Genomic DNA, 15840 nt, shown 5'->3' with positions numbered 1-15840 from the left:
CTCGACCGGTCAGACGGCCGAGACTCCGCGTGCAATATCTTTGAGTGCGGCGTCGGTGTCTTGCAGCTGATCCACAGAGAACCCGTGCTGCAGCGCTACGATCTTCTTGCACCATCCGAAGTCACGTGAACAGTTGACGGCGTCCGCCGCGACCACGATGCCCCCACGCAGATAGAAGGCGATGAAGCTCCGGGTGCTCATGTCACCCCGCACGGCGACCTGATCGTGGCCGGCCGAGAGCCCCACCATCTGGAGCTTCAGGTCGTACTGGTCCGACCAGAACCACGGAGGCGACTGGGTCGGCGCTGCGGCCTTCATCACGGTAGCTGCCGCCACCCGAGCGTGCTCGAGCGCGTTCGGCACCGACTCCAGACGAATAGTGGTCCCGGCGTGCACGGAGGGAAAGGCGGCGCAGTCGCCGATCGCCAAGACGTGCGGATCACTCGTCCGGCAGTGTTCGTCGACAACGATGCCGTTCTCCACGAGCAGCCCGGCCGCAGCAGCCAGCTCGACGTTGGCGACTCCGCCGATACCGGCCACAACAAGATCGCACGGCAGCAACGTTCCGTCGTCGCACAGCACCTCGGTGATACGACCGTCCGGCGCGAACGTGAACCCGGCGACCGAGGTGTCGAGCAGGATGTCGACGCCTTCGTCGTGATGTACTCGGCGATAGAACTCGGATACCACCGGCGCCGTCACGCGTGCCAGCAGACGGTCCTGTCCCTCTATCACCGTGACGGCCAAGCCACGGCTGCGCGAGGACGCGGCGACCTCCAAGCCGACATAACCTCCGCCGACCACGACGAGGCGAGCCCCCGCGTGCAGCTGCGGACGCAGCTTCTCGGCATCGGCCACCGAGCGCAGGTAGTGCAGGTTCGGTGCGTCGTCAGGCACAGCGATACCGATCGACGCCAGGGTCCGCGCTCGCGCACCCGTGGCGAGGACCAGGGTCTCGTAGGTCACAGTTCTACCATCGGCGAACGTGACGACCCGATCGGTCGTGTCGATCTCGACGGCACGCGCTCCCAGCAGGGTGTCGATGCCGGCCGATTCGTAGGCTGCGGCGTGACGATCGAAAAGATCGTCCAGCTCCACCTCGCCGGTCAGCAGTCCCTTCGAGAGCGGGGGGCGGCGATAGGGAAGAAGGGGCTCGTCGCCGGCTACGAGAATCGTGCCGGTGTAGCCGAGACGTCGCAGCGACACCGCGGCCTCGCCGCCGCCCTGCCCGCCTCCTATGACGAGTACGTCCCTTTTGTGCATGTTGCTCACGATTGATCCGTCCAGCTGGTCGAGATGGGTGGGTGGGTTCAAGGCCGTGACGGCCGGAGACGTCAGAGCTGCGAGGCGGGCACGCGGACGAACGTGGAGGTCTCGCCCCGCAGGATCAGCTGGCAACTCAACCGGCTCTCCGGCTCAGGGTCGACGGCACACTCCAACATGTCGGCCTCCTCGGCGGTGGGCGGCTCGAAGGACGACTGGTCGTCGACGTAGACGTGGCACGTCGCACACGTCAGCTCGCCCCCACAGTCAGCGATGATGCCGGAGACCAGGTTGTCCATTGCTGACTGCATGACGGAGGTGTCGTCGACGACGTCGACGACGTCTTCGCGTCCATTTGCCTGGATGAAGGTCACACGGGGCATGGAGGTCTCCTCGAGATCGAAAGGTGCAGGGAACAAGTACATGTCGATGGGTCGGGGCCTGTTGTGGCCGTCACCAGGATCCGGGACAAGGCCGACCTCTCCGAGGTGTGGCCCGCGTGACCACGGTCACGCGTCGTGTGTCGAGTGTAGGTGCAGTTCTGCTAATCCTCACCCTCTTTTCTCGAAAGGTCGAAGTTTTCCTGAAACGCCGCTGCATCCATCACCTCGGAGTTGCGGTGATGGAGGTACGTCAGCAGACCCACCGGGATCGTGCTGCCGCCATTGACCGGAACGACGACGCCTGAGACCCACTGGGCCTCGTCGGATGCCAGGTAGACGCACGCAGGACCGACGTCGTCGGGACGGCCCAGACGCTGCAGTGGAACGGTGGCCAATTGGCGCCGTAAACGGGACACGGTGAGGTAGACCTGCGAATTGTTCTCCGTGATCACCAGACCCGGGGCAACGGCGTTGACGCGGATCCCCCGGTGGCCCCATTCCACGGCCATCGTGCGCGTGAGATTCTCGATTGCGGCCTTGGCGGCGCCGTACTGGCCCGTCATGGGATTGGCACCCGTGGCGCTGCGAGAGGTGATGTTGATGATCGAACCGCCGCGCGTCATGGCTCTTGCCGCGCTCTGGGCAGCGAAGAACGTCCATGTCAGGTTCAGCGAGATGACTCGCTCGAACTGGTCGACGTCGAGATCGATGAGTGGTCCCGTGTCGTCCCGGTCGGCACCGCCCGCGTTGTTGACAAAGGTGTCGAGCCGTCCCGTGCGGTCCAGGACGGTCTGGACCAGCGCCTCGACCTCCGATCGCTCGGAGATGTCTGTAGGGACGGGGACGACGACCAGACCTTCGGCCGACGCCAGTGCGGCGACGGAGTAAAGGGCGTCAGGACGGCGACCGGCGATGAACACGGTGGCACCCGAGCGCGCCATCGCGAGTGTGATGGCCCGGCCCAGACCGGTCCCTCCACCGGTGACGACGACCGACTGGGCGCTGAGGTCAAACATCGGCGGTCGGAGTCTCGTCGCTCAGGGTCCACCGGTCGGGGAACGGGATGGATACGCGCGCGTGCTGGCCGCCGTCACCGGTCGGTATTGCAGTCCCGGACATGTACTGGGACTCGTCGCTAGCCAGAAAGATGACGGGCCAGGCGTTGTGGGCGATGCTGGGCGGTTCCGGGATCCGGAGCGGCATGACCGCGTGGGTGGGGTCCCAGGGGCCGGCCATCTGCTCGTACGACCGACCGAGCACCGGTGCCTCGGGGTCCTGCCCGAAGTTTGCCGACATGCCGTGGGTGGGGCAGGTCGCGTTGACGCGAATGCCGTACTTGCCGAAGTCGTACGCGGCGGCACGCACGATTCCGATCGCACCCGTCTTGCCGGCGACGTACGCGCCGAAACCCGGGTAGGCCACGAGGGCGGAGGCCGAGGTGGTGACGACGATGCTTCCTCCGCCGGTGGTCTTCATGGCGCGGACCGCGTGCTTGATCGTGAGGAAGACGCCGAGGAAGTTCACATCGTTGACGGTGTTCCAGTCCTCGACGGTGACGTCCTCGAACGCGACGGAACCGAAGCCGGGAACAGTCACACCGGCGTTGGCGTGCGCGACGTCGAGCCGCCCGTAGGTCTCGACCGCGTGGGCCACGCCGGCTTCGATGTCGGACTCACTGGTGACATCGACTCGAATGCCCGATGCGGTGCCGCCTGCGGCTTCGATCGCCTCGACGACCGGCGCGATCCGCGCCTCGATTTTGTCGGTCACGACGACCTTGGCTCCTTCCTGAGCTGCGAGGAGGGCCGTTTCTCGCCCGAGGCCCGATCCGGCACCCGTGATGAGCATGACCTTGTTTCGAAGTCGGTTCATGGTGTCTTTCGTGTTGGTGGATCGGCGCCAGACCGACGCCGGGTGTCGTTGGCGCTACTCGACCACGCGGATGGCGGCCTCGGGGCATGCGCCGGCACCGATTCGTGCCTGCGGCTCGTGTCCCGGGGCGACCTCGTTCGAGCCTTCCTGGGCGATGTAGCCGATTTCGTCCGAGGAGTACACGGCCGGGGCTTCGGTGTAGCAGCGTCCGTGCCCTTGGCACTTGGCGTTCTCGACGACGATCTTCACTGTTCCTCCTGGGTGGCGTTCAGTCCGGGCGAAGTCGACCAGACAATTGAGGATACTGTGATGCGGGATACATTACGCTGATGTTGCTCCAAATCCACCCAGGGTCGGCTGGATACCCGCTTCTATCGCAAAAAGGCATCCTCTAATCACTTCGACATATGAAGGAGACGTCATGACCGACGCGACTGTCACAGAAAGTCCTGACTTCGACGTGCCCGATCACGTACCAGCGGAGCTGGTCAGGGTGTTCGACCATTTCAACGAGCCCGGTCTGAAGGCGAATCCGGTGACGTTCTACGACGAGATCCGTCGTAGCGACCACCCCACCTTCTGGAGTCCTGTCTTCGGAGGGTTCTGGGTCCTGACCCGTTTCGACGACATCAAGACCGTGCTCCAGGACGCCGAAGGCTTCAAGAACGAGCACATGAGCTTCCCGGGCAAAAGTGTGTGGCCCCGCAAGCTCATCCCGGTCGAGCTCGACCCGCCGCTGCACATGCCGTACAAGACCGTCGAGGCCAAGGCGTTGTCGCCGGTCAAGGTCCGCGACCTGGCACCGGCCATCACGACCGACGTCAAGGAGCTGCTCCAGCCGATCCTCGACAACGGTTCGTGCGAGTTCTTCCGTGACTTCGCCCAGCCGATGCCCACGACGGTGTTCTGCCGATTGTTCGGTCTGCCCATCGAGCAGGCAACCACCTTTTTGCAGTGGGAGACCGACCTGATCCACGGGAGCCAGCACGGCGACAGCGCCACGCTCCGGTTGGAGGCGGGGCTCAAGATTCAGGCCTACCTCGAAGGGCTGATCGCCGACCGGCTCGAGAATCCTGTCGATGACCTGATCTCGATGTTCACCCAGTCCGAGGTGCACGGTCGCCGCATGACCCCCGACGAGACGCTGGACATGTGCTACCAGCTGTTCATCGCCGGTCTGGACACCGTCACGAGTGCGCTGTCCTTTTGCTTCTCGTTCCTCGCGACGCACCCCGAGCATCGTCGGCAGTTGTACGAGGATCCGTCGCTCGTCCCCAACGCGATCGAGGAGCTGATGCGTACGCACAGCTTCATCTCGGGCAACCGAGTGGCGCAGGCCGACGTCGAGGTCGGCGGCGTGCTCATCAAGAAGGGAGAGACCGTTCTCTACGCCCTCGCGTCCGGATCGCGTGACGAGTCACTCGTCGAGCACGCGGACACCGTCGACTTCACCCGTGAAGGTATCAAGCACCTCGCATTCGGGATCGGTCCCCACCGGTGCGTCGGATCCCACCTGGCGAGGATGCAGCTGCAGATCGTGATGCGCGAGTGGTTCGCCGAGACGGAGGACTTCGAGCTCGCCGAGGGTGCGGAGATCGTGTACCGACCGGCCGGCTCGTCGGGCATCATCCACCTGCCACTGGTCGTGACGCCCAGAGCCGTCGATCCGGGAGCATCCGCATGAAGGTGACCTTCGACAGTCTCGGCCTGGAGTGCGCGGCAGATCTCTACCTGCCGGAGGGCGCCGACCCCGACGCAGAGCTGCCCGGCATCGTGCTCGGACACGGCTTCGGTTTGGGTAAGACATCGCTGGTGCAGCAGGGCCGGCACTTCGCCGCGGCGGGATTCGCCGCGCTGTCGATCGACTACCGCTACTTCGGAGAGTCGGAGGGCGAACCGCGCGAGAAGAACTTTCCACTCGACAAGGTCGAGGACTACCGCAACGCGATCAGCTACCTCCAGTCACGACCCGAGGTCGACGCGGACCGAATCGGGATCTGGGGGACGAGCTTCTCCGGCGGCACCGTCATCCACGTCGCGGGTGTCGATCGCCGGGTCAAGGCCGTCGTGGCCCAGGTGCCGGTCTCCGACGGCCGTGGGTGGCTGCAGGTGTTACGGAACCCGAGCCAATGGGAGGAACTGCTCGACGAGCTCGAGGCCGACCGCCGCGGCAGGTTCGCCGGTCGTCCCTCCGGCACGATTCCGTCGATCGGTCTGTCGGGCGAACGAGCAGTTCTGCCGTGGAAGGGGCCCCGTGACACGTCGATGACCACCTCGGTGCCGATGGCGCTCGAGTCGCTCGAGAAGGTGGCCGAATGGCGGCCGCTCGCATTCGCCCGGGAGATCGCTCCGCGTCCGGCCCTCGTCATCGCAGGAAGTGGCTACGACGTGATCCATCCGTTCTCGATGGCGCTGGACGTGCACGCTGCCCTCGAGGAGCCGAAAGAGCTGACGGTGCTGCCGTTCGAGGGCATGGCGTTCTACGGTGGGCCGGGGCTCGTGGCGTCGTTGGCCGTGGCGACGACGTTCTTCCGGACCCACCTGGGTTCGACGGTCGCCGAGAAGCAGAAGGCCCTCGAGCCGACGTCCGCATCGGACACCGACCGGTGACCCACGCGGACCACGACCGGCCTGCCTACTTCGACGCCTACCCCACGATCGCCTTCGATCGCGACGATCTGGGCGTCCTGACGGTCAGGCTGCACAGTGACGACGGCCCGGTCAGGTACTCGCCGCAGCACCACCACGACTGGGTGCGGGCGTTCGTGGACATCGCGGACGACCGCGACAACCGCGTGATGATTCTGACGGGCACGGGGGACAGCTTTATCGACGTCTTCGCCTGGGACGAGCGCACGGCGGACGCCCAGATGTGGGACGTCATCTATTACGAGGGCAAACATCTGCTCCGGCGGCTGCTCGACATCGAGATCCCCGTCATCGGGGTGGTGAACGGGGCCGCGACGATCCATGCCGAGCTCGCGCTCCTGTCGGATGTCACGCTCGCATCCGAGAGCGCGATCCTGCAGGACAAGGCGCACGTTCTGGCCGGCTCGGTCCCCGGAGACGGCGTCCAGGTGGTGTGGCAGGAGCTGCTCGGCCCGAACCGTGGACGATACTTTCTGCTCACCGGTCAGGTGTTGTCAGCGGCGGAAGCGCTCGACCTCGGTGTCGTCAACGAGGTCATGCCCGCGGGGGAGCTGATGCCGAGGGCGCGCGAACTCGCGCGCGAATTGGCTGCACGACCCGTCCTCCAGATGCGCTACACCCGAGTAGTGCTCACCGGCCGACTGAAGCGGCTCATCGACGAAAGTCTCAGTAACGGTCTGGCCGTCGAAGGCCTCGCGATACTCGATTCCGTGCGGCTCGCACAGGAGGCCGCCACAGCGGATCAGGACGATTGAGCCAGGAACAGGATCTCGAGCCTCGAATAGGCGCGGCCGGGATGGGCTTCGGCGAGATGTTTCTCTGTGCGATCGACCAGCTGGTCGTCGTCCGTCGCGTCGATCGTGGTGCCACAGGGACAGCGGAGACTTCTCATGGTGTCGGTGCCCTTTCGGGGGGTAGCGGATCAAACATTTTAGGCAATTAAGTGCACTCATACCGATCGCGCGGTACAGTGTTCAGCAGCGAACGGGTATGTTCTCCGCTGCAACTTCCGTCAATAGAGAATACTTTAGAGAAGAGCATCAGATGTTCGAAAAGGTCGTGGACGTGCCCGAGACCGCTCGGGATTACGACGTGGTCGTGGTGGGTGCAGGCATCGGAGGCCTCTACGGTGTGCACCGATTCACGAGTCAGGGACTGAGCGTCCTCGGGCTGGAAGGGGCGTCCGGCGTGGGCGGGGTCTGGTTCCACAACCGCTATCCCGGGGCACGGGTCGATATCGAGAGCTTCGACTATTGCTACTACTTCTCTTCCGAGCTGTACAACGAGTGGGAGTGGAGCGAGCGCTACGCGACCCAGTCCGAGCTCTTGCGCTACCTCAACCACGTCGCAGACCGGTTCGACATCCGTCGTCACTTCTTGTTCGAGACCTGGGTCACCGGCGCGCAGTGGGACAAGGAAGCCTCGCGCTACCGCGTAACGGTCAGCTCGGGTGACACCTTCACCTGCCGATTTCTGGTCATGGCGACCGGAAACCTCTCCGCGGCGCGCGATCCGCAATTCCCCGGTCTGGAAAAATTCCAGGGCGAATGGGTTCAGGCATCGCACTGGCCGGACCGAAAGGTCGAGTTGGCCGGTCGCCGGATCGGCGTCATCGGCACCGGCTCGTCCGGCGTACAGACAGTCCCGGTGGTGGCGAAGGTGGCCGAGCACGTCACGGTGTTCCAGCGCTCTCCCAACTTTTCGGTGCCTGCCCACAACGGGCCGATGTCCAAGGACACGTGGGACCGCATCCGGCAGGACATACCCGGTGAACGTGCAGCTCTGATGGCGAGCGCGGGAGCGCGGCACGTCAGCCCAGGAACGTCGAACGCCGCAGATCTCACGCCCGAGCAGCGCGAAGAGCTCCTCGAGAAGTCGTGGAGTTACGGCGGGCACGTGTTCCAGCGAACCTTCGCCGACCAGGGCACGGACGATTTTTCCAACAGCGTCGCAGCCGAGTTCGTGAGGAACAAGATCCGCTCTATCGTCGACGATCCCGAACTGGCCGAGAAGCTTTGTCCCAAGGATCATCCCGTCGGATCCCGCCGACTGTGCGTGGACACCGATTACTACGCGACGTACAACCGCGACAACGTGACACTGGTCGACGTGTCCGAGCACGCGATCGAGCGCTTCGACGAGACTGGGATCATCACGGCCGACGGGACCCATCACGAGCTGGACCTGGTCATTTTCGCGCTCGGATTCAACGCCTTCACCGGTGCCATCGACAACGCCAACATCCGCAACGCCGAGGGTGCCTCGCCTACCGACCACTGGGATCGTGGTCCTCGTACTCTGCTCGGCATGACGACGACGGGATTCCCAAACCTGTTCGTCTCGACCGGGCCCGGCAGCCCCGCTGTGCTCGCGAACCTGACCGTTCACAACGAGCAGTGCATGGACTGGATCGGCGACTGCATCGCCTACCTCGACAAGTCCGGCTACGCCACGATCGAAGCGAGCGAGGAAGCGCAGGACGAGTGGACCGCACGCGTCGCAGAGGCGGCGGGTTCGCTACTGCGTCTGCGCACCAAGAACTACATGGTTCACGTCAACGCCGACGACCAATCGCGCGTCTTCATCCCATACGTGGGCGGGTTCGGCAACTACGTCGCCAGGTGCAATGAGATCGCCGAAAACGGCTACGAGGGCTTCGTGCTCAAGTAGTTCTCCGTCCTTCCATCCCGCATCAGTCCATACAACACGACCAGGGCGGATCCAGTTCCGTCCGAGAGGAATCGCAATGACGGAAAACGTCACATGGGAGCTGCAAGGCCGAGCAGCGGTGGTGACCATCCGCCTGCCGCAGGTCCGTAACGCTCTCGGTCCCCGCGAGGCGGCTCTTCTCGGCCGGACGATCTCGGCGGCCGCGGCTCACCCGGATGCCTTGGGGGTTGTGTTGACGGGCCAAGGAGCTTTCTGCGCGGGTGGAGATTTGCCGGCCATCGTCGAGGCGACCGAAGGCCGCGACGCCGCAGGCGTCTCGGAGTTCGTCTATCGCGACTTCCAGTCGATGGTGCGCGCTCTGCGTGAGTGCCCGATTCCGACCGTGGCTGCGGTGGACGGTGCAGCAATCGGGCTGGGACTCGATCTCGCGCTGTGGTGCGACGCGCGGTTCCTGGGACCGAAGGCCAAGCTCGCACAAGGATGGGCCACGCTGGGGCTGATCCCGGGCACTGGTGGCGCGAAGGTGCTACAGGAATTGCTGCCGGGTGCGCTGTGGCACCTGCTCGGGCAGCGACCGATCAATGCGGACCAGGCAGCCACGCTGGGAGTGGGAGTGCGTTCCGACGACGCGCTCGCAGCTGCGGTCGACCTCATCGAGGGGTGGGGTCCGGTGGGACGTCCCGCTCTGGAGGGTTACGCCGCGCTGTCGAGGAATCATCTACCGGATGACACCTACCTGCAGGAGTGCGCCCGCATCCAGGGAGAACGGCTGACATCCGAGTCGTTCGCCAAGACCGCGCAGGCGATCCTGGCGCGCTGACAGTCGCCGCGCCGCGCGGCTCACCTGTGGGTGAGGTCCAGCGCGGCCTTCAGGCGCCCGCTCGTCTCTGCGACGCTCGATCTCGTTCGACCGCGCCGATGATGGCGTCGCGTACGAGTTCGGGCTGATCCAGGACGAGGTGGTGGTGACCGCCCGGAATGGCTGCGCTGATGGACAATCCGCCGACCATCACGTCCGCGTCGCGGACGGTCTCGTGCGAGACGAGCGTGCTCTCGGCACCGTAGAAGAAGTCCACGGGGCAGGCGAGGTCGCGCAGGTGACGAGCGACCTCGTCGTCGCAGAAGCGCTGGGCGATGGCAGGGTCGAACCGCCAGCGCCACGCCCCATTGCGCTCGACGATGCCCAGCTCTGCGACGTGGCGTACGGCGGCAGGGTTGATCCAAGGCTGAGGCGGAAGCAACCGGAACGCGTCGAGGATGTCGTCCCTGGTCGCGTAGGGACGCAGGGGCTTCCCCGGGATCCCGCGTACCTTGGCACCACCGTGGGGGGTGGGGATGCGCACTTTGCTGTCGAAGGTGACGACCCTGCTGACCCGGTCTTGGTGAAGGGCGGCCGACGCGTAGGCGACCAGACCGCCCATGCTGTGACCTACGACGACGCAGCGTCCACCAGCGACCTGACGGATGACCTCCGCGACTTGGCGGGCCCAGCCGGCCGGGCTGTAATCGTCGTGGGGCTCGCTGAGACCGTGTCCTGCGAGGTCGAACGTCACTACTCGAAGCGAGTCCGCGAGTCCGGCAGCGAGGACGGCGTGCCACCAGCCCCGGTGTGCACGAGCGCCGTGGACGAGCACCACAGCGGGACTCTCGGGGTCGCCACGCACTTCGTAGTGCACATGCCGACCGTCGACCGACAGGGATGACGACTCCTGCGCCGGCAGAACGACGAGCGCTTCTCCCGGCGTCTCGGCATGGGCGGGAGTGTGCCCGAAGGCGCAGAACGAGGAGGGCGGCGACAGCTGGGGCACGTCAACAGTATACTCAATTCGCGACCGGGTGTCCGAATATCGATGCAGGTCCAGCGGCCACCCAGCCTTTGTTCGATCGTCGGTTCCGTCGCGCCGATCCCGTGATGTCCGCCAGGAGAAGGAGTGCTATGTCGGTCCCGCTCGAGGAGCACGTCCGCCGTTTCATCCAGAGGGCCGCCGCCACCGATCCCTTTCCGTCAGGCGCGAGGTTCGGCTCGAGCGAGGCAGCCGACCACTTGCAACGCATGCGCAGTCGGGTACGGCCACCGCGGGTCTCCGACCCTATCGATCGCGTGCTGGAGCTTCGGACGTCTGCAGGCACCGCAGTACGGGTGTACGTGCCGGCATCGGAGGATTCGGGGCGCGTGCTCCTGGTGTATCTGCACGGCGGAGGGTGGGTGAGCGGAGACCTCGATATGCACGACCCGACTTGCCGTTCCCTTGCGATCGGTGCCGACGCTGTCGTCGTCAATGTCGACTACCGGCTGGCCCCCGAGCATCCGTATCCGGCTCCTCTGGACGACGCCGCCGAAGCTGTGGCATGGGCGATCGCGCACGCCGAGTCATGGGGTGCCGATCCCGCGCGCACGGTTGTCGCGGGCACGAGCGCGGGGGCCAATCTCGCGGCAGCGGTCGCCGTTCGGCGTGCCGAGGCCGTCGTCGAACCAGCTCTGCTCGGCCAGGTGCTGATCTATCCCGTCCTCGACGCGGCGATGCAGACCGCCTCGCACCGCGAGAAGGCGGACAGCTACTTCCTCACGGCTGACCACTTGCGATTCTTTTGGGACGCGTACGTCCAGTCCGACGTCGATCGCGCGCATCCGCAGATCTCCCCGGGGCTCGCCCCGGATGTCTCACAGCTCCCGCCGGCGGTCGTGGTCTCGGCCGAGCACGATCCGCTGCGGGACGAGGCCGACGCCTTCGCCGAGCGGATGCGATCGGTCGGCCGATTGCTGGCGCACTCGCAGGTGCCGGGTCAGATCCACGGCTTCTTGACGGCGTTCGCCGACAGCCCTGCCTCGACCTCGACCCTGCGAGTGGTGATCGACGGCCTCGTGAGAATGCGAACACTCCCGACTGATAGAGCCTCGTGACCGACGACCCACCAGGACGGTGAGTCTCGATCGGAGCGTGGCACGGGGTGCTGGGTGACCCGTGCACTCTCGTCGTTCCGGATTTCGTCCCAGAATGGCTCCCGCGAGTGTCAGGCTCCCGTCGCGTGGGTCGCGTCGGGATCGGGATTCCACTGCGGTTCGCGCTTCTCGACGAAGGCGCGAGGACCTTCGATGAAGTCGGGGTGGGACCACTGCAATCTGATCAGCGCCCACGCGTGCTGCAGCGACTGTTCGTAGCTCGCCTCCAGTGAGCCCCAGATGGCTTCCTGTGTGAGCGCCATTGCCTGCGGGGAGTTCTTCGCGATCGAGAGCGCGATCTCCCGAGCCTTCACGAGTGCCTGGCCCCGCGGAACGAGCTCGTCGACCAGACCGAGTTGATAGGCGCGCTCGGCGCTCAGTCGGTAGTCACGGCCTTGCAGGCTCATGCGCAGCGCTGTCCCGAGCGGAAGCCTCTTGGCCAAACCGATGTTCTCGAGGCCGCCGACCATACCGATGTTGACGTGGGTATCTAGGAACTGGACGTGGTCACTGGCCACGACGATGTCGGCGTCGACGACGTGGTGAAGGCCCCCACCGGCAACAGTGCCGTTCACAGCCGCGATGACGGGCTTCCACACCTTGTTGTGTCGTGCCGACCAGAACACGGTCTGGTCGAGCGGTGCGTTCGCGGCAACCGAGCTGTCCGATGCGGCAATGCCGACGTCGGCCCCGGTGGAGAAATGCCGGTCCCCCGCCCCGGTGATGATGACGACGCGAATCGAGTCGTCGTCACGGACGTCCTCCCAGACCGCCCGGATGGGCCCGAACATGCCTTTGTGCATGGAGTTGCCACGTTCGGGACGGTTGAGGGTGATCGTTGCTACTGGTCCGTCCTTCTCGTAGAGCAGTCCGTCGAGATCTCGGGCGACGTCGAGCTGGTGCCACTTCACCATGGGTTCTCCTTGTAGGGTCGAGCCGTTTCACCAATAGAGTATGCTAATAATCCGAGATCGTCAGGTACACGTCGTGGTGTCGATTCCTGTCCGAGGGTGCCCGTTGCCCAGTGCCGCCACGCAGATGTTCAGGAGAAGACATGGGGATGCTCGACGGTGCGGCCATCGTCGTCACCGGAGCCGGAGCAGGTCTGGGGCGGGCTTATGCAGAAGCCATCGCCGCCGCGGGTGCGCGGCTGGTCATCAACGACGTCGATCACGACGCGTTGGCCGACGTCGCGAAGAGCCTGGAAGCCGCTGGACACGCAGTGGAGGTCGTGGCCGGCTCGGTCAGCGACTGGGATGTCGCGGCACGCCTGATCACGACGGCTGTCGATGTGTACGGCTCGGTCGACGGCGTGGTCAACAACGCCGCCGTCTTCCAGCTCGGCGATCCGCGCGAACTGACCGAGAAGGCGCTGCGCACGATCGTGGACGTCAACGTGCTCGGGAGCAGCTTCGTGGCGCTCCACGCGTACCGGGTCATGCGGGAGCAGGGTCGCGGATCGATCCTCAACGTGGTGTCCGGGGCACATGTGGGCATTCCCGGCATGACGGCCTACGGACTGACCAAGGGCGCGGTCGCCTCGCTGACCTACAACCTGGCTGTGGACGCGGCGGGTACGGGGGTGAGCGTCATGGCGCTGTCACCGGTCGCGCAGACCGGCATGGGCGTCGGCGTCGGCGCGCGGGCGGACGGCGTGCAGCGTCCGCAGCCTGCACAGATCGCGCCGGCCGTCGTATACCTGATCAGTGAGCGGGGCCGTCACCTGAATGGGCAGGTGGTCAGATTCGACGCTCATTCGTTGTCGTTGATGGAGTTGCCGAACTACCGCACCGAGCGGATTACCGACGATATAGACACGGCCGAGGGCATCTGCCGCGCCTTCGAGACCCGCCTTTCGGCCGACGTCAAGCCGGTGGGCCTGTATTGAGGTCGTTCTCGTTCTCGATTTCGCGCGACTCGAGAACCCGGCAGCCGCAGATAGATATCCGTTTAAGGGCACTGTGTAGGGAGGTTTGGGGATGAAACCCCGACTTCTTTCTGTGTTTACTTTAAAAAAGGTTACTGATATTCTCCAGGAATGATTTGAGTCACACCTCCGCCTCGCGTCGACGGGGAGTTACTTCGCCAGTTCCTCCTGCAGACCAGGTCGCCCGATGTCGCCGCAGTCCGGCGAGTCGGAAGTTGTGATCGAAGCATCCGGCCACGGCCGGGCAGGTCCGCGAGAGATTGTGTCCTTTCCACGTACCCCAACGGACGGTGAGCGCGTGTCAATTGAAGTGTCCTCTGTGTCCGACCCGACCTCCCTGTCCGGTGCCGAGCTCGATGCGGTGACAGCACGGTGGGTGAGCGGTTTCGAGTTCGCAATGAGCCGCGCTGAGGACGGCGCGGTGCGCAGCCTGTTCCACGACGATGCCTGGTGGCGGGATCTACTGGGGTTCACGTGGGATCTGCGCACTGCACACGGTCTGAAGCAACTCGACAGTGCAGTATCGGAACGGGCCGGCCAATCGGGACTGTCGATGGCGATGATCGGGAACGCCTCGTTTGTCGAAACAGGTACCGAGCCCTGGATCCAGGCAATGTTCACGTTCACCACAGACCTCGCGCACGGGCGTGGAGTGGTGAGGCTGGTGCGCCGTGACGAAGTCTGGAAAGCCTGGACAGTGATGACTGCCATGGACGGGCTTGTCGGCCACGAAGAGCTCACGGGGGCCAACCGTCCCCACGGTGGAGCGCACGGCTCTGATCGCTCTCAACACAACTGGGCCGAATCTCGCAAGCAGAAGCGCGAGTTCACCGTGTCCGAGCCTGCGGTCCTGATCGTGGGCGCAGGACACGGTGGTCTCGGCCTTGCTGCACGACTCGGCTGTTTGGGGATCGACACCCTCGTTATCGATCGCAATCCACGGATCGGCGACAGCTGGCGAAACCGATATGACTCCCTCGTCCTCCATGATCCGGTCTGGTACGACCACTTGCCGTACTTGCCGTTCCCGTCCAGCTGGCCGGTCTATTCACCGAAGGACAAGTTGGCCGACTGGCTGGAGTCCTATGCCGCCACGATGGAGCTCAATGTCTGGACGGGTACGGAGCTGCGCGCGAGCGACTACGACGCTGCCTCCGGCCAGTGGAGCGTGACGCTCGAGAAGGCCGACGGCACTACCCGGGTGGTTCGTCCCTCTCACCTCGTCCTGGCCACAGGCGTCAGTGGGACCGAGCCGAACGTTCCTGAGATCGCCGGCGCCGACACGTATTCGGGAATGCTGTGCCATTCGCACGGCTTCCCCCATGGCGAAGACTTCTCCGGGCGCAAAGCTGTGGTGGTCGGCAGTTGCAACAGCGGCCACGACATCGCTCAGGAGCTCTACGAACGTGGTGCCGACGTCACGATGTTGCAGCGCTCGCCCACCTACGTGGTGAGCGTCGCGAGCGCGGCCGTCCCCATGACCGGTCTCTACGACGAATCCGGTCCGCCGACGGACGTCGCCGACCTCCTCGGAGCGTCATTCCCCTTCACGGCTGCGCCTGAGATGCACCGCGCCACCACGGCTGCAATGGCGGAGTTGGATTCGGACATGATTGCAGCACTGGAGGCGTCTGGTTTCTTGGTGTCGTCCGGGATCGACGGAACGGGTGCTATGGGACTCTTCCTCCACAAGGGCGGCGGTTACTACATCAATGTCGGTGCCTCCGAACTGATCGCTGCGGGCGAGATCAAGATCAAGGCCGGCACCGAGATCGACACGTTCACGGAGTCAGGGTTGGAGTTGTCCGACGGGAGCGCGCTCGCCGCGGATGTCGTAGTGCTTGCCACCGGTTATCGCGGAATGCTCGACACGGCCCGGCGGCTCCTCGGCCCGGACGTCGCTGACAGATGCGGACCGGTATGGGGGCTCGACGACGAGGGTGAGCTACGCGGCGTCTGGCGCCAGTCAGGGCACGACGGCCTGTGGTTCATGGGCGGCAATCTCGCGATGGCTCGGTTCTACGGCAAATTTCTCGCGCTCCAGATCAAGGCGATCGAGGAAGGTCTCGTCGGGGACGCATCGCGCGCTCGCCCTGAGCTGGCCGTGGATCGACCGTCGACGTAGCGAGGTACCG

The 15840-nt window shown here is 65.0% G+C and carries 15 protein-coding genes; 8 read left to right on the top strand and 7 right to left on the bottom strand.

The features are described 5' to 3' along the window. Window positions 1–9 precede the first annotated feature (9 nt). The 5 genes from CH281_RS18835 to CH281_RS18815 all read right to left on the bottom strand — a co-directional run bounded on the left by CH281_RS18835 (window position 10) and on the right by CH281_RS18815 (window position 3767). The gene (locus tag CH281_RS18835; protein ID WP_094695369.1) at window positions 10–1263 is read right to left on the bottom strand and encodes an NAD(P)/FAD-dependent oxidoreductase; all 1254 of its coding nucleotides are present in this window, start codon (window positions 1261–1263) and stop codon (window positions 10–12) included. Window positions 1264–1334: 71 nt separating this feature from the next. Next, complete coding sequence (locus CH281_RS18830; protein WP_094695368.1) at window positions 1335–1646, bottom strand: 2Fe-2S iron-sulfur cluster-binding protein; 312 nt, start codon at window positions 1644–1646, stop codon at window positions 1335–1337. Between the two features lie 161 nt (window positions 1647–1807). Next, window positions 1808–2662, bottom strand: coding sequence for an SDR family NAD(P)-dependent oxidoreductase (locus tag CH281_RS18825; protein WP_094695262.1), 855 nt, complete (start codon window positions 2660–2662; stop codon window positions 1808–1810). After that, the gene (locus CH281_RS18820) at window positions 2655–3518 is read right to left on the bottom strand and encodes an SDR family NAD(P)-dependent oxidoreductase (RefSeq protein ID WP_094695260.1); all 864 of its coding nucleotides are present in this window, start codon (window positions 3516–3518) and stop codon (window positions 2655–2657) included. The genes CH281_RS18825 and CH281_RS18820 overlap by 8 nt, the downstream gene beginning before the upstream one ends. Before the next feature lie 54 nt (window positions 3519–3572). After that, window positions 3573–3767: a ferredoxin gene (locus CH281_RS18815; RefSeq protein ID WP_094695258.1), complete on the bottom strand. Its 195-nt coding sequence runs from the start codon at window positions 3765–3767 to the stop codon at window positions 3573–3575. Window positions 3768–3939: 172 nt separating this feature from the next. On the opposite strand from CH281_RS18815, the gene CH281_RS18810 reads away from it, so the two are divergent. The 5 genes from CH281_RS18810 to CH281_RS18785 all read left to right on the top strand — a co-directional run bounded on the left by CH281_RS18810 (window position 3940) and on the right by CH281_RS18785 (window position 9657). Beyond that, a complete protein-coding gene (locus CH281_RS18810) occupies window positions 3940–5202 on the top strand; it encodes a cytochrome P450 (RefSeq protein WP_094695256.1) in 1263 nt (420 codons plus the stop codon). Next, a complete protein-coding gene (locus tag CH281_RS27405; RefSeq protein WP_094695254.1) occupies window positions 5199–6128 on the top strand; it encodes an alpha/beta hydrolase in 930 nt (309 codons plus the stop codon). Before CH281_RS18810 ends, CH281_RS27405 begins: the two co-directional genes overlap by 4 nt. Continuing rightward, on the top strand, window positions 6125–6922 hold the full coding sequence (locus CH281_RS18800; RefSeq protein WP_256983765.1) for an enoyl-CoA hydratase/isomerase family protein: 798 nt from the start codon (window positions 6125–6127) through the stop codon (window positions 6920–6922). Before CH281_RS27405 ends, CH281_RS18800 begins: the two co-directional genes overlap by 4 nt. Before the next feature lie 289 nt (window positions 6923–7211). Then, complete coding sequence (locus CH281_RS18790; protein WP_167329542.1) at window positions 7212–8837, top strand: flavin-containing monooxygenase; 1626 nt, start codon at window positions 7212–7214, stop codon at window positions 8835–8837. Window positions 8838–8913: 76 nt separating this feature from the next. After that, complete coding sequence (locus CH281_RS18785; protein WP_167326795.1) at window positions 8914–9657, top strand: enoyl-CoA hydratase/isomerase family protein; 744 nt, start codon at window positions 8914–8916, stop codon at window positions 9655–9657. 49 nt (window positions 9658–9706) lie between these two features. On the opposite strand, the gene CH281_RS18780 is transcribed toward CH281_RS18785, so the two are convergent. Further along, window positions 9707–10645 carry an alpha/beta fold hydrolase gene (locus CH281_RS18780; protein WP_167326796.1) on the bottom strand — a complete coding sequence of 313 codons (939 nt, stop codon included), beginning with the start codon at window positions 10643–10645 and terminating at the stop codon, window positions 9707–9709. 128 nt (window positions 10646–10773) lie between these two features. Here CH281_RS18780 and CH281_RS18775 point away from each other — a divergent pair, with 128 nt between their 5' ends. Further along, a complete protein-coding gene (locus CH281_RS18775) occupies window positions 10774–11739 on the top strand; it encodes an alpha/beta hydrolase (RefSeq protein WP_167326797.1) in 966 nt (321 codons plus the stop codon). 110 nt (window positions 11740–11849) lie between these two features. Here CH281_RS18775 and CH281_RS18770 read toward each other — a convergent pair whose 3' ends face one another. After that, a complete protein-coding gene (locus CH281_RS18770; RefSeq protein WP_094695242.1) occupies window positions 11850–12692 on the bottom strand; it encodes an enoyl-CoA hydratase/isomerase family protein in 843 nt (280 codons plus the stop codon). A 140-nt stretch (window positions 12693–12832) separates the two neighbouring features. Here CH281_RS18770 and CH281_RS18765 point away from each other — a divergent pair, with 140 nt between their 5' ends. Beyond that, a complete protein-coding gene (locus CH281_RS18765) occupies window positions 12833–13666 on the top strand; it encodes an SDR family NAD(P)-dependent oxidoreductase (protein WP_094695240.1) in 834 nt (277 codons plus the stop codon). A gap of 358 nt (window positions 13667–14024) precedes the next feature. After that, window positions 14025–15830, top strand: coding sequence for a flavin-containing monooxygenase (locus tag CH281_RS18760; protein WP_167326798.1), 1806 nt, complete (start codon window positions 14025–14027; stop codon window positions 15828–15830). Window positions 15831–15840 lie beyond the last annotated feature (10 nt).

Origin of the sequence: Rhodococcus sp. 06-221-2, assembly GCF_002258365.1 — a bacterium.
Taxonomy (GTDB): Bacteria; Actinomycetota; Actinomycetes; order Mycobacteriales; family Mycobacteriaceae; genus Rhodococcoides; species Rhodococcoides fascians.
This window is presented reverse-complemented; position numbering and strand designations above follow the sequence as displayed.

Bases quoted from the DNA above. Each gene is read 5' to 3' on its own strand.
- CH281_RS18835 (WP_094695369.1), bottom strand. From the start codon at position 1,263: ATGCACAAAAGGGACGTACTCGTCATAGGAGGCGGGCAGGGCGGCGGC.
- CH281_RS18830 (WP_094695368.1), bottom strand. From the start codon at position 1,646: ATGCCCCGTGTGACCTTCATCCAGGCAAATGGACGCGAAGACGTCGTC.
- CH281_RS18825 (WP_094695262.1), bottom strand. From the start codon at position 2,662: ATGTTTGACCTCAGCGCCCAGTCGGTCGTCGTCACCGGTGGAGGGACC.
- CH281_RS18820 (WP_094695260.1), bottom strand. From the start codon at position 3,518: ATGAACCGACTTCGAAACAAGGTCATGCTCATCACGGGTGCCGGATCG.
- CH281_RS18810 (WP_094695256.1), top strand. From the start codon at position 3,940: ATGACCGACGCGACTGTCACAGAAAGTCCTGACTTCGACGTGCCCGAT.
- CH281_RS27405 (WP_094695254.1), top strand. From the start codon at position 5,199: ATGAAGGTGACCTTCGACAGTCTCGGCCTGGAGTGCGCGGCAGATCTC.
- CH281_RS18790 (WP_167329542.1), top strand. From the start codon at position 7,212: ATGTTCGAAAAGGTCGTGGACGTGCCCGAGACCGCTCGGGATTACGAC.
- CH281_RS18785 (WP_167326795.1), top strand. From the start codon at position 8,914: ATGACGGAAAACGTCACATGGGAGCTGCAAGGCCGAGCAGCGGTGGTG.
- CH281_RS18775 (WP_167326797.1), top strand. From the start codon at position 10,774: ATGTCGGTCCCGCTCGAGGAGCACGTCCGCCGTTTCATCCAGAGGGCC.
- CH281_RS18770 (WP_094695242.1), bottom strand. From the start codon at position 12,692: ATGGTGAAGTGGCACCAGCTCGACGTCGCCCGAGATCTCGACGGACTG.
- CH281_RS18765 (WP_094695240.1), top strand. From the start codon at position 12,833: ATGGGGATGCTCGACGGTGCGGCCATCGTCGTCACCGGAGCCGGAGCA.